The organism is Paraburkholderia sp. A1BS-2L (assembly GCF_051125205.1).
In the GTDB taxonomy this organism is placed as follows: domain Bacteria; phylum Pseudomonadota; class Gammaproteobacteria; order Burkholderiales; family Burkholderiaceae; genus Paraburkholderia.
The window spans coordinates 791680-816621 of sequence record NZ_CP120430.1 but is presented as its reverse complement, the minus strand read 5'-3'; the positions used below and the strand labels follow the sequence as shown (position 1 = coordinate 816621).

The window sequence follows — 24942 nt, the reverse complement described above, 5'->3', positions numbered from 1 at the left end:
AATCTCGCAGCAAAGCAGCGCCGCGAGAATAGAAAGAAATCACCTGTACGGAGAATCAGCATGGTCTCAATGGCCGATCGGATATTGGCGAACAAGCGCTTCGCGTTCAGCTCGCAAGCGTTTGGCGCGGACAAGTTCGCGGTCGTGGAAATGGAGGGGTTCGAGTCGATCTCGCAGCCGTTCCGTTTCGTGCTCACGCTGGTATCGGACGATGCGTCGATCGACTTCGATTCGATGCTGAGCCACCCGGCGACGTTCGAGATTTACGGCCCGGAGGGCGAGATCCGCACGCCCCGGCACGGCATCCTCGCCGAATTCGAGCAGTTGCATCGCGCGGATGGCTACGTGTTCTACCGCGCCGTGCTGGTGCCGCGCCTGTGGCGGCTGTCGCTGTTCCGCATCTCGGAGGTCTACCTCGGCGAGCAGTCGATTGTAGACACGCTGCGCACGGTGCTCGAAAACGGCCGGCTCAACTCGGCCGACTACGAGTTCCGCCTCACGGGCACGTACCGGCCGCGCAGCTTCGTGTGCCAGTACCAGGAGACCTATCTGGACTTCCTCTCGCGCTGGATGGAGAAGGAAGGCATCTACTACTACTTCGACCATTCCGGCAGCACGGAAAAGCTCGTCGTCGTCGACGACAAGGTCATGCTTGACTCCCAGGCGCTGCCGGTCTCGTACCGGCCCGACGATTCGCTCGATACGGGTGTGGCGGCCGATTCGGTGCGCGACTTCGTGTGCCGGCAGCGCCCGCTGCCGCACGAAGTCGTACTGCAGGACTACAACTACCGCAAGGCGGCGCTGCAGTTGAAGGCGAGCGCAACGGTTTCGGATTCGGGGATCGGCGAAGTCGTGCTGTACGGCGAGAACTTCCGCACCCAGGACGAAGGGGAGCGCTACGCGAAGCTGCGCGCGCAGGAAATCGTCTGCGCGAGCAAGGTGTTTTCCGGCGAAGGCACGGCGATGGGGCTGCGCGCGGGCTACTTCTGCACGCTCTCGCATCACTATCGCGACGACTTCAACGGCGAGTACCTCGTGACTGAGGTGCATCATCAGGGATCCCAGGCAGGCGCGCTGCTCAGCGGCGTGGCGAGCCCGTACAGCGACGGCGCGCGCGGCGGCGAAATCGCCTATCGCAACAGCTTCCGCGCGATTCCCGCGGCGACCCAGTTCCGTCCGGAGCGCGTGACGGCCAAGCCGCGCGTGGCGGGCACGATGAACGCGACGATCGACAGCGAAGGCGACGGCCAGTACGCGGAGCTCGACGAGTTCGGCCAGTACAAGGTGCAGTTGCCGTTCGACGTGACGGACAAGAATCCGAATAAGGGCTCGGCGCGGCTGCGCATGGCCACACCCTACGCAGGCACGGACCACGGCATGCATTTTCCGCTGCACAAGGATGCGGAGGTGCTGCTGTCGTTCATCGACGGCGACCCCGACCAGCCGGTGATCGTGGGCAGCCTGCCGAATTCGGAGAATCCCAGCGTGGTGACGCAGGAGATCGCGCAGGCGAACCGGATCAGCACGGCGGGCGGCAATCAGGTCTACATGGGCGATGGCGAGGGCAAGGAAGTGATCTGGCTGCACTCGCCGTTCCATAACAGCTCGGTGGGCATCGGCTCGACCGACCCGAAGGGCGGAGGCAGCCTGTGGATGGCGACGGCCGGCACCTCGGAAAGCGTGACGGTGGGCGCGAACAACGGTGTGACGGTCGGGCCGAAGACCGCCATCACGGTCGGCACCTCGGTTGCGCTTTCGGCCGGCGTGAACAGCAATTACACGCTGGGCTCGAACGTGAACGTGACGTGGGGCCAGAATGTCGGGTGGACCGGAGGACGGAATGTGTCGCTGAGCGACGCCGAAACCGTCATGCTGAAGACCGACGCCAAGCTGCAGGGCAGTACCACCTTGAAGCTTTCCGGCGGGATGCAGCCGGCAATCGATACGGCGGTTCAGGCTGCGAAAAAATCGGTTCTGCGCGCCGCGCAGATCAGCACGGCCGTCAATGCTGCGCTGGGCGTCGCGGCGGGCGGCACGGTGACTGCCGGCGTGTACCTCGGCGGCGGGGAGAAGACCAACGGCAAGCTCGACCTCGCCAACCCGTGGGGTTACGGCACGACGGCCGGGCAGATGGCGGGCGCGGTCGGCGCCGGCCTCAACCTGTTCCGGGTACTGCGCAATGCCGGTAATTCGATTGCCGCAGCCGTTGCGGCCGCGCCGACCTATTCGAGCAATATCGACCTCGATATTTCCGGCATCACGGCCATGGCCGGCGTGGCCGCCGCCGGCGGACAGCTTAAGCTGACGCCGCTGACGGGAGAGTTCTCGGTAACGAACGCCGCCGCCAAGGGCAGCATCGACGTCACGAGCCTGAGTGTCACGGTGACGGCGGCGGCCACGAACACGGTGGTCGTGGATGGCCAGGGCGTCGCCGCGAAGGGCGCGATGGCAAGCCTCGAAGGCACGAGCACCGCCAGCGTCAAAGCCGGCACCAGCGCCAGCGTCACGGGCGGTACCGGTGTTGGCGTCAAGGCCGATACCGGTGCTGTCAGCATCGAGGCCACGGCCGGTAGTGTCGGCGTCAAGGCCGGTGCGGGCGTTTCGGTCGAGGCGGTGTCGAACGTATCGATCACCGGCGCCAAGCTCTCCGTTGTGGCAGACATGGACGTCGCCCTGGAGGCCGGCAATGCGTTCAGGGTGACCGCGGTGACCGCCAAGATCAACGGCAGGCTGATCCAGCTCGGATGACAACGGTATGAGGATCGAATTGCAATTGACGACCCATATCACCCGATATGCATTCCATTTAATCGTTGCAAAATGAGCTGGGGCAGGATGTGTATTCCTGCTTTATATGTGCTTTATTAAGGTATGCAGGGCAATAACTTCGAGGTTTTCAAAAAAATAACACGGGAATCATCCGCGCGGCATGTCGTCGATGCCGGATAGCCCTTGTTTAAAGCAGCGAACGAAGGTTCGCTTTCTTGAAGATTCGCGGTGCCCATAGGTGCGCGGCAGATTCTTGTAGCGTGAAGAATAGCTAAGCGCTATGCTCATCGCGCTGTAAGAAAAGCGCTCGGGTTTACTAACTAACGAAGCGGTACAAAGAAGAAGGGGATCGGCCATGGCATCTGACGGGTCAGTCGCTCCGAAGGAGCGCGTCAATATCGTATATCGTCCGGCGACAGGGGATGCCAAGGCGGAGGTGGAGTTGCCGCTGAAGCTGCTGGTGCTGGGGGACTTCACGCTGCGCGACGACGATACGCCGATCGAGGAAATGAAGCCCGTCAACGTCGACAAGGACAATTTCAACGACGTGCTCAAGGGGCAGAAACTGTCGCTGGATCTGGCGGTGCCCAACCGTCTGGAAGCGAATGCCGATCCGGACGCCGCGCTCGCGGTGAACCTGAAGTTCGAGTCGATCGACGACTTCTCGCCGGACGCGATTGTCGAGAAGGTGCCGGAGCTGCGCCAGATGATTGCGCTGCGCGATGCGCTCAAGGCGCTCAAGGGGCCGCTGGGCAACATCCCGGATTTCCGCAAGCGGGTTCAGGATCTCATCGAGGACGAGGGCGTGCGCGCGCGTCTTCTGAGCGAGCTGGGCATCGGCGAGAAGTGATTGCGCCGGGCGGGCATCGTCCATATCGTCGATTTCGTCCGTATCCATTCGGGGACAGCACATGAGTGAAGAGCAAAAGCAGCAGGAGCAGGCCGTCGCAGAGCAGGCGGCCGCGGGGGGCTCGCTGCTCGATCAGCTGATCGAGTCGGCGCGCATCAAGCCCGGCGACGAGGCGTATTCGATCACGCGCCAGGGCATCCAGGCGTTCATCTCGCAGTTGCTCGAGCCGCAGCATGCGGTGGAGCGCATCACGCAGGCGACGGTGGACAGCATGATCGCCGATCTGGACCAGAAGCTGTGCGCGCAGGTCGATGCGATCCTGCATCACGGCGATTTCCAGAAGATGGAGTCGGCGTGGCGCTCGCTGAAGTTCCTGGTCGAGCGCACCAACTTCCGCGAGAACGTCAAGATCCAGGTGCTCAGCGTGAACAAGGGCAAGCTGCTCGACGACTTCCAGGATGCGGCGGACATCACCAATTCGGGGCTGTACAAGAACCTGTACACGGCGGAGTACGGCCAGTTCGGCGGACAGCCGTTCGGCGCGATCGTGGCGAACTACGAGTTCGGGCCGGGCACCCAGGACGTGAAGCTGCTGCAGTACGCGGCGAGCGTATCGGCGATGAGCCATGCGCCGTTCATCGCGGCGGCGGGTCCGCAGTTCTTCGGGGTGGACACCTACGACCAGTTGCCGAACCTGAAGGACCTGTCGTCGATCTTCGAGGGTCCGCAGTTCGTCAAGTGGAACGCGTTCCGGGAGTCGGAGGACGCGCGCTACGTGGGGCTGACGCTGCCGCACTTTTTGCTGCGTGTGCCGTACGGTGCGGATACGGTGCCGGCGAAGAAGTTCAACTACAGGGAAGACGTGTCGGGCGGCAACGGGCAGTTCCTGTGGGGCAACGCGGCGTTCGCGTTCGCCTCGCGGCTGACGTCGAGCTTTGCGGACTACCGGTGGTGCGCGAACGTGATCGGGCCGCAGGGCGGGGGCACGGTGGGCGACCTGCCGGTGTACACGTACGAGTCGATGGGCGAGCTGCAGAACAAGATCCCGACGGAGGTGCTGATATCGGAGCGGCGGGAGTTCGAGCTTGCGGAGCAGGGTTTCATCGCGCTGACGATGCGCAAGAACAGCGACAACGCGGCGTTCTTCTCGGCGAATTCGGCGCAGAAGCCGAAGTTCTTCGGCAACACGAAGGAAGGCAAGGAAGCGGAGCTGAACTACAAGCTGAGCACGCAACTGCCGTACATGTTCGTGGTGAGCCGTCTGGCGCATTACATCAAGGTGATCCAGCGCGAGCACATTGGCACGTGGAAGGAGCGTGTGGATCTGGAGAGCGAGCTGAACACGTGGATCCGGCAGTACGTGGCGGACATGGACAATCCGGCCGAAGGGGTGCGCAGCCGCCGGCCGCTGCGCCAGGCGGAGATCGTGGTGGCGGATGTGGAAGGGGATCCGGGGTGGTACCGGGTGGACCTGAAGGTGCGTCCGCACTTCAAGTACATGGGTGCGTCGTTCACGCTGTCGCTGGTGGGCAAGCTGGAGAAGAAATAAAAGAGCCGCGGCGAAGTTTCGGTTCGATGTTTCGTATGTAACACAGCTGAAACGTCGCGCTAACGGAGCGCCTGCATGATGTGAATCATGCGCAGCGCACACAGGAAAGCTGGGCAGAACAGCCGGGGCGCCGAGTCCTGGCGCCATTGACGACTTGCCACCAGTTAAACCGGGGAAAACTATCATGCCGATGCCGTGCTATCTCGTACTCGAAGGCCAGAACCAGGGAAAGATCGAAGGCTCGACGAAGGTCAAGGGCCACGAGGGAAAGATCCTGGTGCAGGCCGTGGACCACACCATTGAAATTCCGAAGAGCCCGCAGACGGGGCTGCCCACGGGCAAGCGGGTGCACCTGCCGATGACGCTGACCAAGGAAATCGACAAGTCCTCGCCCAAGCTGTTCCAGGCGCTGACCTCTGGCGAGCAGATGAAGGACGTGACGCTGGAGTACTACCGCATCTCGCCGAAGGGCACGGAAGAGAAGTACTACACGGTGAAGCTGTCGAACGCGATCCTGACGAACGTACGCGCGTGGACGCCGAACTGCCTGGCGCTGGAGAACAAGCAGATGGGCCACATGGAGGATATCTCGTTCACCTACGAGAAGATCACATGGACGTTCGACCCGGACGGCATCGAGGCGGAAGACTCGTGGCTCGCACCGAAGTCCTGAACGGGCTGAACGTGGTGAGCGGGCGGTGACGGGACGTGACCACCCCGCCGTTCGGCGTATCCGATTTCACGACAAGCCCTTCGGCCAGTTTCCGGTCGCCACCGATATCGGCCTGAGCGTCGGCAATGCGTTCAGCGCGAACGCGGCGCAGGTGAAATTCAACGGCTCGACGCCGAAGTTCAGCGGCCCGCTGAGCCAACTGGAATGACGACGGTATGAAGATCCTCAAGCCCGACAACCTCGCGCTCGTCTACCGCGCGCTGCGCTTCGCGCGGCGCGACACGCTCGCCGTCGGCATGATCGCGGGCTTTCGCTTCGAGCCGGCCGGCCTCGACGGATTGATGACGGAAGACGCGTTCTGGCCGGTCGTCGCCGCAGCGCTCGGCAAGGACGCGATCCTCGACGAGGGCTATCCCAAGCCGGCCGGCGAATACAAGGTCTATGGCGCGGCGCATGCGCCGGCCGGCACGCAGGTCGCGGAGATGCGCGCGGGCGTGCGGATCGGCGCGCTGTCGAAGGCGCTGATCGTCCTCGGCGACCGCGAGTTCAATGCGCTGGGCGCGATCACGGCGCCCAAGCCCTATGCAAGCATGCCGATTGCGCCGGCCACCGCATTTGGCGGCGCCGGATGCGTCGACAATCCGCACGGCAAGGGCTTTGCCGAAATCGTCAACGACGACGGTACGCGCGCCTGGCCGCTGCCCAATGTCGAAGCCGAGGGGCAGCGTTTCTTGCGCCGCGGCGAGCGTGCCGTGCCAGCCGGATTCTGGGGCTTCGACATGGCGGCGCCATTGCGCCAGCAGCACCTCGGCGTCTGCGACGAGCGCTGGGTGAAAGAGGAGTGGCCGCACCTGCCGTCCGATACGCGGCCCGAGCTGTTCCTGAGCGCGCCGCTCGACCAGAGGCTGTCCGGCTACTTCGCAGGAGACGAGCGCTTCGAGCTCGACAACCTGCATCCGCATGCGCGGCGCCTCGCGGGCTCGCTGCCCGCGCTGCGCGCGCGGTGCTTCGTGAACGTGCGCACGTCCGAGGGCGAAGCGTTGCGCGAGTTGCAGACCCGTGCGGAAACGGTGTGGCTGTTCCCCGAGTTCGAATGCGGCGCGGTGCTGTACCGCGCGCTCGCCGACGTGGCGGACGCCGACGGCAGTGACGTCCTCCACGTCATGGCCGAATGGGAGCGCATGGACGAAGCGCCGTTGCCGTTCGAACACTATCGCGCGCGCTTGCACGAACTGCTGACGCAAGCGGCCGCCGCGACGCCCGCAGCGGCGCCAGCTATTGCGCCCGAGGCTGGGGCGGCCGTCGCCGAAGCGCAACCCGCTGCCGCGGTACCGCTGGCCGCCGCGGCGTCTGCCACCGCAGTGGCGGACCCGGCGCTGGCCGCCGAGCCGCATCTCGCGATCGCCCGCGCGCTGGCCGAGGAGCTCAATGCCGAGTCGCGCGCGCGAATGCAGCAGCACAATCTGACCGATGCCGATATCGCGCGCTTCCTGAAGCCGGAAGCGCCCGAGCGCACGTATTCGCTCGCCGAGGTCGAGCAGATGGCCGAGCGGCTCAATGCCGAGTCGCGCGCGAGGATGCAGCAGCACAACCTGACCGATGCCGATATCGCGCGCTTCCTGAAGGCGGATACGCCTGAGCGCGTGCCGACGCTCGCCGAGATCGGCAAGCTCGCCGACGACGTCAAGATCGAGGCGCGCGCGCTGATGCAGCAGCACAACCTGACCGAAGCGGATGTGGCGCGCATGCTGCCCGCCGAAACGGCCGCTACTCTGGGACCGCTGTCGTTTGCGGGGGGCGAAGCGCAATCCGCCTTTGCCGCGCTCGGCGCGGTGCTGAAGCCACCGTCGCCACCCGCGCTCGAACTGTCGGGCAAGCTGCCGGAAGCCGCGGCGGCGGCACTGCCGGTGCGGGCGGCCGCGCCGCTCACGCGCGAAGATGTGATCGCTCGCCACGCGGCGCGGCAAAGCCTTGCGGGTTACGACCTCTCTGGTCTCGATCTCTCCGGCCTCGATCTGTCCGGTGCCGATTTTTCGGGCGCCGCGCTCGACAAGGCCTCGTTCGCGAAGAGCCGCCTTGAGGGCGCCGATTTCACCCACGCCCTGCTGCGCGAGACCGATTTCAGCGAAGCCGGTCTGCAGCACGCGCAATTGGGGGGAGTCAGTGCTGCGAACGGAACGTTCGCAAACGCCGACCTGCGGGAGGCGCAACTGGCCGTCGGCGACTTTACGGGTGCCGATTTTTCCGCCGCGCAGCTTGCGAGTGCCGATCTGCGCCGTGCGGTGTTCGACACCGCGAAAATGCCGGGCGTCGACGCATCGGCCTGCCGGGCCGAGCACGCGAGCTTCACGGGCTGTGATCTGGCAAACGCGAAGTTCGGCGGCGCGGCGCTCGCGAAGGCGAGCTTCAGCGGCAGCCGTCTTGCCGGCAGCGACTTTTCCGCCGCGGCGTGCCAGCAGGCCGAGTTCTACGGCGCCGATGCGCAGGCGGCGCAGTTCGCCGGCACCAACCTGAACGGCTCGCGCGCCGACGCCGACACGCGTTTCGACGAAGCGCGCTTCACGCGCACGCAGCTCAACCGCGCCTGTTGGGAAGGTGTGCAGCTGCGCGGTGCGAAGTTCGAGGAAGCCGTGCTCGATTACGCCGATTTCACTGGCGCGCAGGCGCAGGCCGCGCAGTTCGGCATGTCGTCGGCGAAGGGCGCGCGCCTCGCGAACGCCGACCTGAGCGGCGCGAACCTGGACGCGGTCAACCTGTTCGGCGGCTCATTGCGTAAAGCGAACGTGAGCGGCGCGCACCTGCGCTTCGCGAACCTGTACGGCGTCGATTTCGACGGTACGCGGCCCACTGTCGCGATGCTCGAAGGTTCGAACATCGACTGCACCATTCTTCAATTCAGGCCGCCCGTCCTATGAGCACCACGCACACCACCGCCCCGGCACGCATGAGCGCGGACGAAGCCCGCGCAGCGCTCGCGGCGAACCGCGCGCTGGCCGACGCCGATCTGTCGGGCGCCGACCTTGCCGGCGCCGATCTGGCCGGCTGCCGCCTGCACAACATCGTGCTTGCCGGTGCCGACCTGCAGCGCGCGAATCTCGCCGATGCCGATCTACAGAACGTGTCGCTCGCGCGCGCGTTGCTGGGCGCCGCGAACGCGCAGCAGGCGCGCTTCGAAAACGTCGACTTCAGCGGGGCCGAGGCGCGCGGCGCGGATTTCACCCATGCCGCCTTCGATCGCTGCAACTTCACCGGCACCTCGTTCGCATCCGCGCGTCTCGTGCGCAGCGACGCGCACGGCTGCGTCCACGCAGGCACAGACTACTCGGGCGCCGACCTGCATCGCCACACCGCGATGGACGCCGACCTGAGCGGCGCGCGGTTCGACGGCGCGTCGCTCGTGCAGGCGTTTTTGCGCGGCTGCGACCTGAGCGGCCAGGACCTGCGCAGTTGCGACCTCACCATGACGATCATGGACGGCGCGCGGCTGCGCGGCGCCAACCTCGCGCTCGCGCGGCTCGACCGCACAAGCCTGATCGGCGCGCAGTTGCAGAACGCCAACCTGCAGGGCGTGAACGCCACCTTCGCCGCGTTCATGAACGCGGTCTTCACGCAGGCCGACCTGAGCGGCGCCGTCTGTGAAATGGTCAACGCCAGCGAAGCCGACTTCGGCGAGGCACGTGCGGAGGCGTCGCGCTGGAACAAGTCGGTGCTGACCGCCAGCGCCTGGCGCGCCGCCTCGCTGAAATCAGCTCGCTTCACCTATTGCGATCTTTCGCATGCCGATCTGTCCGTGGCGGATTGCTCGCAGGCCGACTTCAGCGGCGCAAATCTTCACGCGCTCACGCAGAACGGCACGCGCCTGAACGGCGCGCGGCTCGACGGCGTGCGTGAAACCGATCCCGTCCTCGCGCGCGCCGAAAGCTGGCAGCCGCGTGCCGCTCCCCGGCCGGACGCCCCTAAGCCGGGCGCGCCGAAATAAACATCCGTAAAGGAACCCTGGACATGAACCGCACGCTCGTCACGATGTCCCGACCCGGCAATGATCCGCAGGCCGGCCTCACGTACGCCACGGTGACTGGCCGCGCCGACCCGTGGTACCTCTTCGACGCTTCGCCGAACGCGCCGCAGCGCGCACTGCGCGCAGACAGCTGCCTCATCGAGCCCGATTGCGGCGACACCGTGCTCGTTTGCTCCGGCGGTCCCGGCACGGTGCCGTATATCCTCGCGGTGCTCGCGCGCGCGGTGCCCAGCGGCGCGGCGCTCGTGCTGCCCGGCGACGTGGCGCTGCATACGAGCGAAGGCGCACTGCGCGTCGAAGCGGCCCAGGTGGACCTGAGCGCCACGCGCGGCGTAGCGATGCACGCGCCTGAGATCGTGATGGACGGCGTGCGCGGCGAGATGAAATTCCAGCGCGTGGATGCGGCGATCCAGCAGCTGCACGCGGGCCTTGGCGCCGTGAGCACGGTCGCACAGCAGATCACGACGACGGTCGGCCGGCTGGTCCAGCGCGCCCGCGATAGCCTGCGCTGGACCGACAACGCCGACGAAACGCGCGCCGGCCGCCTGCGCATGCAGGTGGACGAGCGGCTGCACGTGTCGGCGCGCCATGCTACGGTGCTGGCCGAAGGGCAGGTGAAGATCGACGCCAGCAAGATCGATCTCGGATAGGAGTGCGATATGTTTGCAGTCACCAAGGCGGGCGGCCAGTGCATGGCAGCGCCCGATGTATGCAAGACACCTGCGCCGCCTGCGCCGCCGGTGCCCATGCCCTATCCGAACATCGGCATGCCGCCGATGGGCAACCCGGCCACCACCACGGTGCTGATCGCGGGCATGCCGGCGCTCAACAAGTCGTCGGAGATTCCGATGACGTCGGGCGACGAGGCGGGCGTGGCCGGCGGCGTCGTGTCGTCCAAGGTGATGGGGAAGGTGCAGTTCGCGAGCGGCAGCATGACCGTCAAGCTCGAAGGCTCGCCCGCCGTGCGGCTCTCGGACCCGACCCAGCACAACGACGGCAATATCGTCGGCGCCGTGCTCGCGCCGAGCCAGTCGGTCGTGATGGTCATGAGCTGAGGGGGCGCGCTACATCATGAAAACCGTCTGGATCACGGCCTTCGACAAGCAAAAGGACGCCGCGCGCGTGAGCGCCGTCTCGCAGTTGCTCAAGCGCTACGGCCTCGCCACGCAGGGGCACTTCTGGGTGGACGAGCCGGCCAAGCTCGCCTGGCGCGTCGGGCTGGAAGCGCTCGCGGCCGCGCGCGCCGACTTGTGGCTCGTGCTCGCCGACGCCGACGCCCTGGCGAAGCCTTCGGTGCGCTATGGCCTGTCGCTCTTCGCGGCGAGCTTGCGCGAGGCGCGCGGCCTGGGCTTCCCGGTCGTGCTGTCCGCGCAGTCGGCCAGCATGGGCGCCGATACTGTTCCCCCCATGCTCGAAAACGCCATCACGCTCGTGGAGAGTCATCCCGCGTGGCCGGCGAAGATCGTTGCGCGCGCGAACATCGCGAAGGCGGGCGAGGCGCAGGACTACCGGCTCGAGGTGGTCGGCGAGGAGCAACTGGGCCAGTGGTTCGCAATCGGCCCGCGCGAGGGAGTATGGACGGGCGTCGTATTCGGCGTGCAAGGCGGTGACGCGAAGATCGACTTTCAGGCAGTCGGCCCGCGCGGCGCGCTGCCCGAGAAGACCGTGCTCGAGTACGCGCAGGAGGGCCTCACGCTGCAGGTGGGCGAGCGCGCCTTCACGGCCTGGGCGGTGCGCAACCGGCTCGGTCCGGGCGAGGCCTATTACGCGCGCGTGAGGGGCGAGCCCGAGTCGATCCTCTTCATGCCCTATACCGAGGACAACGAGGCCGACGCAACGATCCTGCCGCTGGTCTGAAGTCGGGCCAGCGCCGCGCCGCCTGAAGATCCTTCGGCGCGGCTTTTCTGAGACATCTATGCAACAGAATCGCGGCGTCACAGTAACTGCAATGGTTTTTTTATATACGGGCAAGGCTTTTGTTGGAGAATGCTCGGCTGGACGGGCGGTTAGACTCGATAAGACAAGAGTGGGGCAGAGCGAATGAGAGGGGCGGTAGCGGGGGGCGCCGGAGCAACGGTTGACCGGAACAGCGCGGGCCGGCCGGCATGGCTGGCTGGAGCGGTGCGCGCGCTGGGTACGTTGGGTACATTAAGCGCCGCGCTCGTGCTGAGCGGCTGCGGCGGCGGGCCGCCGAAAGACCCGCTCGCGGACGTCTCGTGGAGCTACGCCACGGACGCCGTGATACTCGAAATCACGGCCGATGCTGGCCTGAACGATTTCGACGGGCAGCCGCACACGCTGCTGCTCGGCATCTACGAAACGGCGGACGCGCAGGCGTTCCGCAATCTCGCGGCCGACCCAGCCGCACTGGCGGGCACGATGGCGGGCGGCAAAGCGCCGACGACGTTCTCGCAGTTCTCGCGCTACGTGGTGGCGCCGGGCCAGCATTCATACCTGATCCTCGATCGCGCGCAAAACACGCGCTCGGTCGGCATCGCGGCCGGCTATGCGCAGATGGGCGTGGCCAACGCAGCGCGCCAGTTCGACGTGCCCGTCGTCACGAAGACCAGCGGCTTCATCTTCAAGACGCGCACCAAGCTGCCCGCGCCGCTCGTCGTGCAGCTCAATCTCGGCGCGCAGGGCATCCTCAACGCCGTGGTGCTGCCCAAGGGTCCCGACGAGGCGGCGCTGCAGCGCGCGCAACAGGTGGAGGGCGGCGGCAAGCAGATCCGCCTCGATGGCAACGGCAACGCGAGCGGCACGGCGTCCGGCGGCGCGAGCAGCAGCGAAACGGGCGTAGTCGGCGCCGCAAATACTCAGGAGACCCCTTTGCGCAAGGTCGGAAACTAGCATGGATCACAACAAGGGCATCTACTGGCATCAGGGCATGTTCATGCAGCCCCAGCACTTCCAGCTGGCAGCGCTGTACGAGCAGTTTCGCGTCAAGCCCGTGTTCGAAACCGGGCTGCCGCACTTCTGGGGCGCTGGCGCGCTCGACATCGCGCCGAGCGCGATCGCGCGCCAGGTGATCGAGGTGCGCGCGGCGCAGCTGATCTTCCCCGACCATACCTACGTGGAGTTTCCCGGCAATGCCGTGATTGCGCCACGCGAGTTCGATGCGGCCGCCGTCGGCGAAGGACGCTCGCTCACCGTCTACCTCGGCGTGCGCAAGCTCGCCGCCGACGGCAACAACGTCACGCTGTGCGAGACGCCCGACGAGGCCATGGCCGTGCCGACGCGCTATGCCAGCATCGCGAACCCGCCCGAGGTGCCGGACCTCCATTCGGACGGACCGCCCGCATCGGTGCACACGCTCCTGCACGTGGTGAAGGTGTTCTTCGAGGGCGAGCAGGCGAACCTCGGCCAGTACGACCTGATTCCGGTCGCGCAGCTCGTGCGCGTGGGCGAGACGGTCAAGCTCTCGGACCGCTACATCGCGCCATGCTATGCGCTCACGGCGTCCGACGCGCTGCTGCGCATCGCGCGCGAGATCCGCGACGACGTCGTGGGGCGCGCGCATCATCTGCAGGAGCTCAAGAGCCCGCGCGAGTTGCAGAAGGCGGAGTTCGATCCCGGCTACATGACGCTGCTGCTCGCCATGCGCACGCTCTCGCGCGCGAGCCCCGGCCTCGTGCATCTGACGCAGACACCCGCGGTACATCCATGGCTGCTGTACGGCGAGCTGCGCCGGCTGATCGGCGAGCTGAGCGCGTTTTCGGAGCGCTTCGATATGCTGGGGGAAGCGCAGGACGGCACCCCCGGGCTGCCCGCCTACGACCACATGGATCTGTACGCGTGCTTTTCGCGCGCGCAGGTGCTGATCGGCTTTCTGCTCGGCGAGATCGCCACGGGCCCCGAGCATCTCGCGGTGCTCGAGTATCGTGACGGCCTGTATGCGGGCGAGCTGCCGCGCGCGTTCTTCGACCGGCGCAATCGCTTCTATCTCGTGCTGCGCTCGGACGAGAACGCCGCGCAGGTGGTGGACGGCGCGCTGCGCGACGCGCGTCTTGCCAATGCCGCCGACGTCCCGCGCCTCGTCGCGCACGCGTTGCCGGGCCTCGACCTGATTCACCTGCCGCAGGCGCCGCAAGGCTTGCCGCGGCGCTCGTCGTCGAGCTATTTCCGCATCGAGCAGGCGAGCGAGTTATGGGACGCCGTCGAGCGCGACGAAAGCATCGCACTGCAATGGCCGGACGCGCCGCAAGATCTGCGCGCGGAAATCGTCGTGCTGCGGAGGTAGCATGACGCTCATCGACTGCCTGATGCCTTTGTTCGCGCAGGTTCGCGCGTTTGCCCAGGCGCCCTCGGGCGATGCGCAAACGCTCACCGTGCAGCTCGACAACGCCATCGCCGCCGCGCGCCACCGCGCCCAGGACGCGGGCCACGCGCAGGCCGACGTCGATGCCGCGCTGTTCGCGTTCGCCGCATGGGCCGACGAAGTGCTGCTGACGACGCGCTGGGAGGGCGCCGCGCAATGGCAGCGCCACCTGCTGCAGCGCCGCTACTTTAATCTGAGCAACGCCGGCGTCGCGTTCTACGAGCGCCTCGCGCAGCTCGCGCCCGCAGAGCGGGCGGTGCGCGAGGTTTTCTACCTGTGCCTCGCGCTCGGCTTCGGCGGGCGCTATGCATACGACCGCAACCAGAAGGCGCTCACCGACATCAAGCGCGCCAACCTGGCGATGTTGCTGCCCGACACCGAGCTGAGCGCGAGCGCGCAGGCGCTGCTGTTTCCGGACGGCTACGGCGTGGCCTCCGGTGCGCAGGACCCCGCGCGGCCGACGCTGCGCGCGCGCCTCGCCACGCGCTGGTCGCGCGCGGCGCTGGCCGCGATCCTGCTGCCGCTGTTTCTGCTGGTGCTTCTCTTTGGCACCTATCACTACGTCGTCGGGCAATCGGTCGATACGCTTCTTGCACAGATCCACTTATGAAAAAGCTCGGCCTCGTGCTGCTCTGGCTGCTCGCCCTGATCGTGCTCGCGCTCGTGAGCTGGGGCGTGGTCCTGTACTTCGGCTGGCCGCTGTGGGTCGCGCTGGCGATCTTCATCGGCGTGCTCGCGCTGTATTTTTTCGCCGGCTTCGTGCGCCGCATGATCGTCATGATGCGCTCGCGCAGCCGTCTCGCGCAGCAGTCGGCGGCGCTGCGTAGCGAGACCGTCACGACCGTGGCGCCCGAAACGCTGCTGCGGCGCAAGTGGAAAGCCGCCGTGGCGACGCTGCGCCAGTCGAACCTGCGCAGCCAGGGTGATCCGCTCTATGTGCTGCCGTGGTACATGGTGATCGGCCGCTCCGGTACCGGCAAGACCACGGCGCTTACGCGCGCGCGGCTGTCCTCGCCGATCCAGAAGGTCAGCCAGCAGGCCGAGATCGGCCAGACCGCCAACTGCGACTGGTGGTACTTCGATCGCGCCGTCGTGATCGACTGCGCGGGCCGCTACGTCCAGGCCGAGGACATCGACCAGGATCGCCGCGAGTGGGAACTCGGTCTGGACCTGCTTGGGCGCTACCGGCCACGCGAGGGTCTCGACGGTCTCGTGCTCGCGGTCAGCGCGGACCGGCTCGCGGCGCCCGACGCCGATGGGTTCGCGGACGAAGGGCGCGTGGTGCGCGCGCGCATCGAGCAGCTCATCAAGATGTTCGGCAAGCGCTTTCCCGTGTACGTGCTGATTACGAAATGCGACCGCCTGTACGGCTTCGAGGCGTGGGCGCAGGCACTGCCCGCGGACGCGCTCGACCAGGCGATGGGCTATCTCGCCGACGAAGCCAGCGACGGCGAGGCCGCCTTCGCGGCGCGCGCGCTCGACTCGATTGGCGCACGTCTTGCCGCGTTGCGGCTCGCGCTCGTCGCGCGCAACCCGGACGCGTCGCCCGACCTGCTGATGTTTCCGAACGAGCTTGATCAGCTGCGCACGGGGCTCGCGCAATTTCTCGCGGCTTGTCTCGCCGATAACCCGTACCTCGAGCGGCCGCTGCTGCGCGGCATCTTCTTCAGCAGCGGGCAGCAGGAGGGCGGGGCGGTGTCGTCGCTGCCGGGCGTGCCGCTGCCGCCGACGCCCGTGCACACGGGCGGCATCGCCGGGCTGTTCCTGCACGACTTCTTCGGCCGCATCCTGCCGCAAGACCGGCATACGGCGAAGCCGGCCGTGCTCGTCAATCACTGGCGGCGCGTCACGCAAAGCGTGGGAATCGCGGCGTGGCTGCTGCTGCTCGTGATGATCGGCATCCTGCTGTCGGTCTCGTTCGCCGGCAACATGCAGACTCTTGCGTTCGTGCGCAGCACGCGCCCCGACCAGCCCGCATTGAACGGCAACCTGGCTCACGATGCCGATGTGCTGGCCGTGTCGAACGACGTGCTCACGCAGGTCGCGCAGAACGACCGGCGCTGGCTGTCGGGACTGCTTGGCAACGGCGCCGGACTGCCGGATCTGGAAGCGCGCCTGCATGGCGTGTTCGTGAAGCAGTACCGCGAGGCGATCCAGCCCGCCGTCGACCAGAATGAGCAGGCCGCGCTCGCGTCCGCGGGTAACGCGCCCGTCGAGGCGGCGAGCCAGATCCTGAACCTCGCGCGCTCCATCGGCATCGAGCAGGCGCGCCTCGGCGGCGCGGATCGCGCAGCGCTGGAGGCGCTGCCGCAGCCGGTGCCGACCCAGCTCTATCCCACGCGCCTGAACGAGCAACTGAACCAGCTCGCGATCTCGTCGCTCGTCTGGTCGCCCGAGGACGCGCCGTGGCTGCGCGAACGCGTGAAGGCGCAGCGCGCGCTGCTCGATCAGCTCGTGAGCGCGGATCCGCAGATGACCTGGCTTGTCGGCCTCGTGCCGGATGGCGCGGGCGCGCCATCCGTGCGCGCGAGCGACTACTGGGGTAGCGGCCTCGTGAGCCGCGCGCCGCAGGCAGCGCCGATGGGGCAACCCACCCAGATCGCGCAAGCGCCGCAGGTGGCCGGCGCACCCGAGGTCGTCGTGCCGGCCGTCTACACGGTGGCGGGCAAGCAGGCGCTCGACCGGCTCGCGGCGCAGATCCGCGCTGCCGTGAGCGACACGGCGCAGTTCGACCGCGAGCGCGCCGCCTTCGATACCTGGTATCGCGCGCAGCGCGTGACGGCGTGGCAACGCTTCACCGACGCGTTCGCGAGCGGCGCGACGCCGTATTCGAACGAAGCCGACTGGCGCGCCGCGCTCGGCACCGTGAGCGGCGCGCAGAGCCCTTACTTCCGCCTGATCGCACGGCTCGCCGACGAGTTCAAGGACGACTTCCACACCTCGCGCGGTGCCGCCGCCGACGAAGCGCCGCTGCCGGGCTGGCTCACGCTCGCACGGCAGTTCGAGCAACTACGCGAGCAGGCGACACGACTCGGCGCGACGAACCGGGCCATCAAGCTGGCCGGCGCGCTCAACGCGGTGGGCGCCTCGGCCATCCGCGAGACGCTGGCGGGCGGCCCGATCGCGGGCGGCCAGACCGTCAACAGCAACCTGGGCGCCGTGGACGCGCTGAGCCTTTACCTCGGAGCCTTGAACAAGCTCGCGATCGACAGCGGCACGGGCAGCGGCAAGGACTATCAGCTCGCGGCGGATTTCCATCAGGTCGCAACGAGCGCGCAGCCACAGCCATCGCTGATGATGGGCGCGCTGGAGCCGCTCACGCGCCTGCACACGCTGATCGGCGCCGGCGACGGTTCCGATCTCGTGACCTGGCGGCTGATTCGCGGGCCGTTCGATTTCCTCTCGAGCTATATCGAGCAGCAGACCTCGTGCGAGCTGCAGCGCAACTGGGATTCGAGCGTGGTGTGGCCGCTGCAAGGCGCGCTCGACAAGAGCGCGGCGGTCGATCAGCTATTCGGCGCGAAGGGCACGGTATGGGCGTTCGCGGACGGGGCCGCCAAGCCCTTCCTCCTGCGCGACGCGAGCCGCTACGACGTCGTGCAGACGCAGGGCTACAGCGTGCCGTTCACGCCGGCCTTCGTGACCCTGCTCAACGGCGCGCTCGGACGCCAGGTCACCCAGCAGCAGACGCAGCAGCGCAGCGCCGCAGCAAAGCAGACGCAGCAGTTGCAGGCGCAACAAGCCCAGTTGCAGGCGCAGCAGACGCTCGACCAGCTCGACCGGACGCTGGCTACGGCGAAGCAGCAGGCCGACGCCGGCCGCGCGCTCTCGGTCCCGCTCACGATCACGGCGCAGCCCACGGGCGTCAACGCGGGCGCGAAGTCCAAGCCGTACGCGACGATCCTCACCGTTCAGTGCGCGGCCGGCGTGCAGACGCTCAACAACTACAACTTCCCGGTGAGCAGCAGCTTTGCGTGGACGGCCGGCCAGTGCGGCGACACGCGGCTGCAGATCAAGATCGGCAATCTCGTGCTGACCCGCAGCTATCCGGGTCCCCTTGGCGTCGCCGCGTTCCTCAAGGACTTCGCCAACGGCCAGCGCCAGTTCGTGCCGGCCGACTTCCCGGCCGATGAGGCCGCGCTCGATGCGCTCGGCGTGCGCACGCTCACGGTGAGCTACGCGTTCACAGGCAACGACACGGTGCTCGACGCGGCGCGCGCGATCAATACCTACGAGACGCTGCAGAAGACCACGGCGGAGCAGAAGCAGCAGATCCAGGACGCGCAGGCGCAACGCCAGCAACTGAGCATCGTCGATCAGATGGCCGCGCAGAATCCGCCGCTGCCGGCGTCGGTGCCGAGCGTCGCGGGCAGCGCGCCGAGCCTTGCGACTCTCGGGCTGCCCGCGATCATCGGCGCCTGCTGGCATGCGCCCGTGCTCGCGGGCGCGGCGCGCAGCGACGGCATGTAAGGCGCGCCGCGACGGCGGGCGAGTCAGGCGGGCGGCGCGTGCGCCGCGCCGCCGAACCGCATTTGTGCGCCCGGCTACGCGGTGCGCGTAAACGTCCCCAGGCCCTCGTCGTTGAAATAGTCGAGCGTCACCTGCTGCCCCGCGAAGCTGACCTCGAAGCGCGAGCCGGCCGGCGCCTCCGTGAGCGGCAGGACGTAGCTGAACACGTCGCCGTTCCAGTGCGTGCAGGTGAACTGGGTGCCGGCGGGACCGAGCGTGAGCACGAGCGCATTGTTCTGGACGGCAACCTGTAGCGGACCGAAATAATCATTGGCGTAGACGCCCGCGTAATTTGCGAGCGGCTGCGCGGGTGTCGGCGATGCGGGGGGCGTCGCGCCCGCCAGCGCGCCCATGGGTTTCGAGTACTGGCCGAACACCGTGCCGAAAAACGTCGCCCAGTCCCGCTGGGCCTTGCCATACTGCACGAGATCGAGAAACTGGTAGGCGAGCGTTTCGGGCACGCCGATCGGCGCCGTGTTGGTGAGCACGACAATCGCGAGGTTCATCGACGGCACGACCATGAAGGTGGTGGCGGCGCCGGTGGTGAATGCACCGGAGTGATTGAACGTCACGCGGCCACTATCGAGCGTGCTCACGACGAAACCGAAACCGTAATACGAGGCCGGCAGCGTCGCACTGGCGGCGCGGCTCTGGATCTGCTGCGAGAGTGCTGGCTGGAGCGCGCTGGCGGGAATCAACGTCTGGCCGTTGACGGTGCCGTTGCCGAGCAGCATCGCGAGCCATCGGGCCATGTCGTTCGCGGACGAGCTGACACCGCCCGCCGGCGATTGCGGGTCGGGGTCGCGCAGCGGGCCGGGCACGTATTGGCCGTTGACCAGGACGTGGCCCGCCGCGGCATTCGTGCGCACGGCGAAATCGGCGTAGAGCGAACTGGTGCGCGTCATACCGAGCGGCGCGTAGATTGCCTGTTGCGAAAGCGTGGCCCAGTCCGTGCCCGCCGCGGCCGCGACGCCGGCCGCGCCCGCGGTGAGTCCGAAGTTCGTGTAGTGATAGGTCGTGCGGAACGGGTCGAGCCCGAGGTAGTGCAGACGTTGCAGTATTTGCGTCTGGTCGTAGCCGATCTCTTCGAGGCTGTCGCCGGCATGGTCCCGCAATCCCGAGCGATGGGCGTAGAGATCGCCGACCGTCACCTCCGCGGTGACGGCCGGATCGGACAGCGTGAACCACGGCAGCACGCTGGACATGGGGGTGTCCCACTTCACGACACCGTTGCCGACTTGCGCGGCGACCACCGTCGCGCCGACCGATTTGGATACCGAAGCAAGCTGGAAGACGGTGTCGGCGTCGACGCTTTGCTGCGTTTTCACGCTCGTGACGCCATAGCCTTTGGCGAAGACGGTCTTCGCGCCCCGCACGACCGCGACCGACATGCCGGGAATGCCCGAGCTCGCCATCAGGTTGCGGGCGAGCGCGTCGAGCTGCGCAAGCGCGTTGTCGACCTGGGTGTCCGACACCGGGCCGTCCGGGCCGAGCGAGACCACCGCGCCACCGCCGCACGCGCTCAGTGCGCCGCACAGCGCCGTTCCGAGCATGCGCCGGCGCATCAGGAAATGGGAAGTCACTGCCGGGTTCGTCTTCATGGTCTCTCGCTTGCTTTGTTGTGCGTGGTGGGGGCGTGCGAAGCGGCGACGCGCCGCTCAGGCAATCAGATAATCAGGCGCACGGCCGTGGCCGCGTTCAGTGGCGCGATGCGCGCGAGCAGGGCGTCGGTTTCAGCCTGGTTTTCGTCGTTGCGGCTAAGCACTGCCCAGGCCGCGCGCAGGCCGTCGGCGGCGAGCGCCGGGTCCCATGCGGCGATGCCGTAGCGGTCGATCTCCGCGACCACGGCGCGCGCGAACGAATCGAGCCGCGCGCCCGGGCGATGCTCGAGCAGCAGATCGCAGAGCGCCGTGCGCAGCCGCAGCCGCGCAGCCACGGCGGCGTTGCGCTCGATCGCGTCCTGCAGGCACTGCGCGGCGTCGGCCAGTTCGCCTTCGGCCGCGAGCGCGCGCGCCCGCGACAGCGCGCCGGCGAGCGGATCGGGTGCCGCCGCGGCTTCGCCGCCGCTGCCTGCCGCGAGCGACTGCAGCCATTGCACGGTGTCCGAGTTCGCGAATGGCACGCCGTTGGCAAACTTCAGCTGTGCGATGCACGTCATGCGGTCGACGAACTTCGCGGTTTCGTTGCACACCTCTTTGCGCGCGGCGGCCCATGTCTCGCCGAGTTGCGCGAGCGCCGCCGCGGCGACACAGTTCAGGTCGAGCCAGAACGGATGCTGACGCAGCTGGGTTTCGGCGAAGCTCACGAGATCGGCGTGCGCCGCGCGCGACTGCAGCGCGCGCAGCGCGTCCTGCAGCGGCGGGATCGGGCCGGGCAGCGCGGTGTCCGTGCCGGCGCCCACCGGCACGCGTTCGATGCCGGTCCACACGGCGATGCGCCGCAGGCGGAAACCCATCGCGTTGGACGGATCGGCTTCGGCGTACCAGGCGCCGATATTCGCGAGCCGCTCGAGCGCTTCAGTCGCGGCGCGCTCGGCGCTTTCGGGCCCATCGACTGCCGTGGACGCGAGCGCGGTGTCCGCCAAGCCGGACGCCGTTGCGGCAGGCGCGGCGGAGGTGAGCGCAGGGGCCGCAGCAGGGGCCTCGCTGCGCGGCGCACTGGCCGGCGTGGTCGCCGTTGCGGGTGCATCGGTTGCCGCCGGCGTTTCGGCGACCGGCGGGGGCGGCGCAGCTTCGGCGATCGGCACGGTGCCGGCGAGTGCGCGCAAAGGCTGCATCGAGGGCGCTTCGCTGTCCTTGTCGGCGAGCACGCGATCGATCGTATCGAGCGCCGTGCGCAGGCTCTCGACCTGCTGCGGGTCCTGCGGCGGCCAGCTCGACCAGTCGTGTTCCTCGGCATGCGCGCGCACGCGGTCGATCAGCCATTGCAGGGCGTTGCGCCGCGCGCGCAGCCGCGCGAGCGGCGGATGCAGTTGATCCCACCACATGTCGAGCAGCGCGGCCAGCATCTGCGCGCCGTCGCTCAAGCCCGGCAGGCCGCGCGTGACGAGCAGGCCGCCGGCCAGATAGCAGGCGACGAGCACATCCTTGCCCTTGCTCGCGAGCAGCGTCGACGAGAGCTGCACCACCTGCTCCCAGTCCGGCGTGCCGCTAGCCGCCGGGTTCGACATCCTGGCGATTTCGTTCTGCAGCGACTCGAATTCGGGTTCGTCGCGCACGTCGGCGCCGCAGGGCTGCGCTTCGCTGACCGGTTGTGTTGCGAGGCTCGTGTAGTCGTTCACTGGGCAATGGGCTGTCTGGAAAAGTTGGTCGGGAAGGGCGCTCAGGTCCACAGCGGCTCGATGACCGCATCGAAGAGATAGCCCGCGCCGCGCTCGGTGCGCAACAGCGTCGGGTTCTTCGGATCGCGCTCGATCTTGCGGCGCAGCCGCAGGATCTGCACGTCGATGGCGCGGTCGTAGATGTCGTCGAACGCGCGCGTGCTCTCGAGCAGCTTCTCGCGCGAGATGATGCGTTGCGGCGAGCTCAGGAACACCACGAGCAGATTGAATTCGGCGTTGGTGAGCGGCACGACGCTTGCTTCGGGCGAGGTGAGCCGCCGCGTGTTCAGGTTCAGCGTCCAGCCCGCGAAGCGATAGGCGCGCGGATGCTTGCCGCGCGTCATCGGCGCCTGCGTCGCCTGCCCCGCGCGGCGCATCACGGCCCGCAGGCGCGCCAGCACCTCGCGCAGCGAAAAGGGCTTGGTGATGTAGTCGTCTGCGCCGAGCTCGAGCCCCATCACCATGTCGGCTTCCTCGTTGCGCCCCGTGATGTAGACGATGGGCACCGGCGCCTGCTCGCGCCAGCGGCGCGCGAGCTCCGTGCCGTCGCCGTCGGGCAGGCCGAGGTCGAGCAGCACGAGATCATAGGGCTTCGCGTCGAACACGCTCATCGCCTCGACGGCGCTCGCGGCGCCATCCACGCGATAGCCGTGACCCGACAGGTACTCGATCAGCATGGTGCGCATCGAGTGGTCGTCGTCGACGATCAGAATGGAAGGTTGCGGCGGCAGGGTCATGGCAGGCTCTTGAGGGCGGACGCGGCGGCGCGGCCGAGCGCCTCGCGGTCGAAAGGTTTGGGGAGGACCGTCGCACGCGCGGCCCGCGCGACAGTGACGACATCGGAGTTATCCGAGCACAGGATCACGCGCAGCGCCGGCACCTGGTCGCGCAGGTGCTCAGCGAGGTCGGCGCCGTCCATCGACAGGCCGTCGAGGTCGGCCAGCAATAGCGCAATGCTGTCGCGCAGATCGGTGGCATCGGCGAGCGCTTCGAACGCCTCGCTCGCGTCGCCATAGCCGAGCGGCTCGAAGCCCAGTTCCGCGAGCCAGTTTTCGCTGCGCTCGCGCGAAGCCGGATCGCCGCCGATCAGCACGACGGCCTCGCCATTGCCCAATTGCCCGGCTGGCGGGAAGGGCGCTGCTTCGGCCAGTGGCAGGACGAGTCGAAAGCGCGTGCCAGCGCCGCTCGTCTCGACACTCACGCCGCCCTGGTGCTCGCAGGCGACGCCAGCAACGATCGCAAGGCCAAGACCGGTGCCGTTTCCTTGTGCGCGCGTTGAATAGAACGGCTCGAACAGATGCGCAAGGTGTTCCGCGGGAATGCCACCGCCGTCGTCCTCCACCTCGATCCAGACGGAGGAGCCCGGCGGCGCGTCGCCAACGGCGAGCGGCGCAGCCATCGGCCCGGCGCTGGCCACGCGCACGACCACACGCGAGCGCGCGGCGAGGCATGCATTGCGCACGAGATTGAGCACGGCGCGCACGAGCTGGCCACGGTGCGCGGTGACGGGCCACGGGCCTGCGTTTGCCTCGATATCGATGACGACGCCGTTGCGGCTGAGCGGGCGCGCGAGCGCGACGGCTTCGCCGACGACCGACGCAAGCTCGTGCATTTCGCGCACACGATCGCCGCGGCGCGCGGCGAGCAGAATCTGCTCGGTCAGGTCACGGCCCCGCGCAGATGCGGTCCGCACCTCGTCCAGCGCCGGGCGGGCGGACGAACCCTCGGGCAGGCGATCATGGGCGATTTCCGCGTAGCCGTCGACGGCCGCGAGGATATTGTTGAAGTCGTGCGCAACGCCGCCGGCCAGCAGGCCGAGCGACTCCATGCGCCGCGCCCGCTCGAGGCGCAATGCAAGCTGCCGGCGCTCGCGCGTGGCCACGGCGACGAAGAAAGTCAGAATGGCGAGCCCGGCCATATCGACCTGAAGGCTCCAGGAGCTGTTCGCACCCTCGTACTGGTAGGGGCCGAGATGCACGAGCGTCAGACTGACGCCGAGTATTGCCGCGGTCGCCACTGTCGCCGCAGCCGCGGGCAGGCCGCCGTAAATGGCAACGGCGGCGAGCACGAGCGCGAGCATCCCGCGCTGCACTTCTTCGGAAAGGTTCAGTGCGGCCGTTGCGGCGAGTATCGTGACGACGGCGAGGCATCCTGCCAGCGCACTGAGACGCTCGCCGGGCGCCGCGGCGGATGATCGGTCCCGCCATGCGAGCAGGGCAGGCACGAGCACCAGCACGGCGACGCCATTGCCGACGAAGAGGATCTGCCATTCCCGCCACCAGCTGTCGCCGCCCAGATCGGCCGCGAATGTGGCGCCCAGCATGGCAGTGAGCCCGATGCCCACGAGCGGCAGCAGCACGAGAAAGCGTATCAGCGCCGAGGTGGTGGACAGTATGCCGCTCGCGCCGACATAGCGCCGGCCCAGCCACGCGCATAACGCCACCTCGAAGACGTTGAGGAGGCAAAAGCCGACGTCGCTACGCCAGGATTCGGCACTGAAATGGCCGTTGGACGCGACTGCGGCCAGGACTGCGAGCAGAAAAGGGAACCACTGTCGCGGCGGCAGCGGCCAGAGAAAAGCAATTGCGGTGGCCGGCGCCGGCCAGGCGATGGCAGCGAGGGAGTTGGCGCTCTCGAGGTTCGCGACGGGGCGGGCGAGCAGGTAATAGAGCGTGCCGAGCGCAATGGCTTGCAGGAGCGTGCGTGCGCGAGTCGCCGTCCACGGCACTGTATTCATGCAAATGATCCCCGAATTGCGCCGACGTCTTTCATGGACGGAGCTCGCTACGATTTTTGGGAAATCATATCAAAATCACTCGTCAGTTCGGTGCACAAGCTTCGGTCAGGCGCGATTGAGACGGCCTTCCGGTATTGGGGTTGCGGGCTGCGATTCGGCGCGTGCGTGACCTGGGTGTGCCGCATTCCTTGAATGCAAAT

General features: G+C 67.6%; 18 protein-coding genes. 14 read left to right on the top strand and 4 right to left on the bottom strand.

Annotated elements, in window-relative coordinates:
• The first annotated feature begins 60 nt into the window (after window positions 1-60).
• From P5W98_RS28255 to P5W98_RS28190, 14 genes are all read left to right on the top strand, one after another.
• A complete protein-coding gene (locus P5W98_RS28255) occupies window positions 61-2748 on the top strand; it encodes a type VI secretion system Vgr family protein (protein ID WP_421029154.1) in 2688 nt (895 codons plus the stop codon).
• 376 nt (window positions 2749-3124) lie between these two features.
• Window positions 3125-3619 carry a type VI secretion system contractile sheath small subunit gene (gene tssB / locus P5W98_RS28250; RefSeq protein WP_421029155.1) on the top strand — a complete coding sequence of 165 codons (495 nt, stop codon included), beginning with the start codon at window positions 3125-3127 and terminating at the stop codon, window positions 3617-3619.
• 61 nt (window positions 3620-3680) lie between these two features.
• Window positions 3681-5168, top strand: coding sequence for a type VI secretion system contractile sheath large subunit (gene tssC, locus P5W98_RS28245; RefSeq protein WP_421029156.1), 1488 nt, complete (start codon window positions 3681-3683; stop codon window positions 5166-5168).
• 184 nt (window positions 5169-5352) lie between these two features.
• Window positions 5353-5841 (top strand): Hcp family type VI secretion system effector, encoded by a 489-nt coding sequence (locus P5W98_RS28240; protein ID WP_421029157.1) that lies wholly within the window; start codon window positions 5353-5355, stop codon window positions 5839-5841.
• Window positions 5842-5866: 25 nt separating this feature from the next.
• Window positions 5867-6049, top strand: coding sequence for a hypothetical protein (locus P5W98_RS28235; RefSeq protein ID WP_421027996.1), 183 nt, complete (start codon window positions 5867-5869; stop codon window positions 6047-6049).
• Window positions 6050-6056: 7 nt separating this feature from the next.
• Window positions 6057-8756: a DUF2169 family type VI secretion system accessory protein gene (locus tag P5W98_RS28230; RefSeq protein WP_421027995.1), complete on the top strand. Its 2700-nt coding sequence runs from the start codon at window positions 6057-6059 to the stop codon at window positions 8754-8756.
• On the top strand, window positions 8753-9820 hold the full coding sequence (locus tag P5W98_RS28225; protein WP_421027994.1) for a pentapeptide repeat-containing protein: 1068 nt from the start codon (window positions 8753-8755) through the stop codon (window positions 9818-9820). The genes P5W98_RS28230 and P5W98_RS28225 overlap by 4 nt, the downstream gene beginning before the upstream one ends.
• Before the next feature lie 23 nt (window positions 9821-9843).
• Window positions 9844-10509: a DUF3540 domain-containing protein gene (locus tag P5W98_RS28220; protein WP_421027993.1), complete on the top strand. Its 666-nt coding sequence runs from the start codon at window positions 9844-9846 to the stop codon at window positions 10507-10509.
• A gap of 9 nt (window positions 10510-10518) precedes the next feature.
• Complete coding sequence (locus P5W98_RS28215; protein WP_421027992.1) at window positions 10519-10914, top strand: DUF4150 domain-containing protein; 396 nt, start codon at window positions 10519-10521, stop codon at window positions 10912-10914.
• Between the two features lie 16 nt (window positions 10915-10930).
• Window positions 10931-11716 (top strand): hypothetical protein, encoded by a 786-nt coding sequence (locus tag P5W98_RS28210; RefSeq protein ID WP_421027991.1) that lies wholly within the window; start codon window positions 10931-10933, stop codon window positions 11714-11716.
• Between the two features lie 183 nt (window positions 11717-11899).
• Entirely contained in the window at window positions 11900-12709 is an 810-nt protein-coding gene (locus P5W98_RS28205; protein WP_421027990.1) for a type VI secretion lipoprotein TssJ, read from the top strand.
• A 1-nt stretch (window position 12710) separates the two neighbouring features.
• Entirely contained in the window at window positions 12711-14099 is a 1389-nt protein-coding gene (tssK, locus tag P5W98_RS28200) for a type VI secretion system baseplate subunit TssK (protein ID WP_421027989.1), read from the top strand.
• 1 nt (window position 14100) lies between these two features.
• Window positions 14101-14787 (top strand): DotU family type IV/VI secretion system protein, encoded by a 687-nt coding sequence (locus P5W98_RS28195; protein ID WP_421027988.1) that lies wholly within the window; start codon window positions 14101-14103, stop codon window positions 14785-14787.
• Window positions 14784-18647 carry a type VI secretion protein IcmF/TssM N-terminal domain-containing protein gene (locus P5W98_RS28190; protein WP_421027987.1) on the top strand — a complete coding sequence of 1288 codons (3864 nt, stop codon included), beginning with the start codon at window positions 14784-14786 and terminating at the stop codon, window positions 18645-18647. Before P5W98_RS28195 ends, P5W98_RS28190 begins: the two co-directional genes overlap by 4 nt.
• 74 nt (window positions 18648-18721) lie before the next feature.
• On the opposite strand, the gene P5W98_RS28185 is transcribed toward P5W98_RS28190, so the two are convergent.
• From P5W98_RS28185 to P5W98_RS28170, 4 genes are all read right to left on the bottom strand, one after another.
• Complete coding sequence (locus P5W98_RS28185) at window positions 18722-20287, bottom strand: serine hydrolase (RefSeq protein ID WP_421027986.1); 1566 nt, start codon at window positions 20285-20287, stop codon at window positions 18722-18724.
• Window positions 20288-20352: 65 nt separating this feature from the next.
• A complete protein-coding gene (gene tssA, locus P5W98_RS28180; protein WP_421027985.1) occupies window positions 20353-21966 on the bottom strand; it encodes a type VI secretion system protein TssA in 1614 nt (537 codons plus the stop codon).
• A gap of 41 nt (window positions 21967-22007) precedes the next feature.
• Complete coding sequence (locus P5W98_RS28175; protein WP_421027984.1) at window positions 22008-22742, bottom strand: response regulator; 735 nt, start codon at window positions 22740-22742, stop codon at window positions 22008-22010.
• Window positions 22739-24742: an ATP-binding protein gene (locus P5W98_RS28170; protein WP_421027983.1), complete on the bottom strand. Its 2004-nt coding sequence runs from the start codon at window positions 24740-24742 to the stop codon at window positions 22739-22741. The genes P5W98_RS28175 and P5W98_RS28170 overlap by 4 nt, the downstream gene beginning before the upstream one ends.
• Window positions 24743-24942 lie beyond the last annotated feature (200 nt).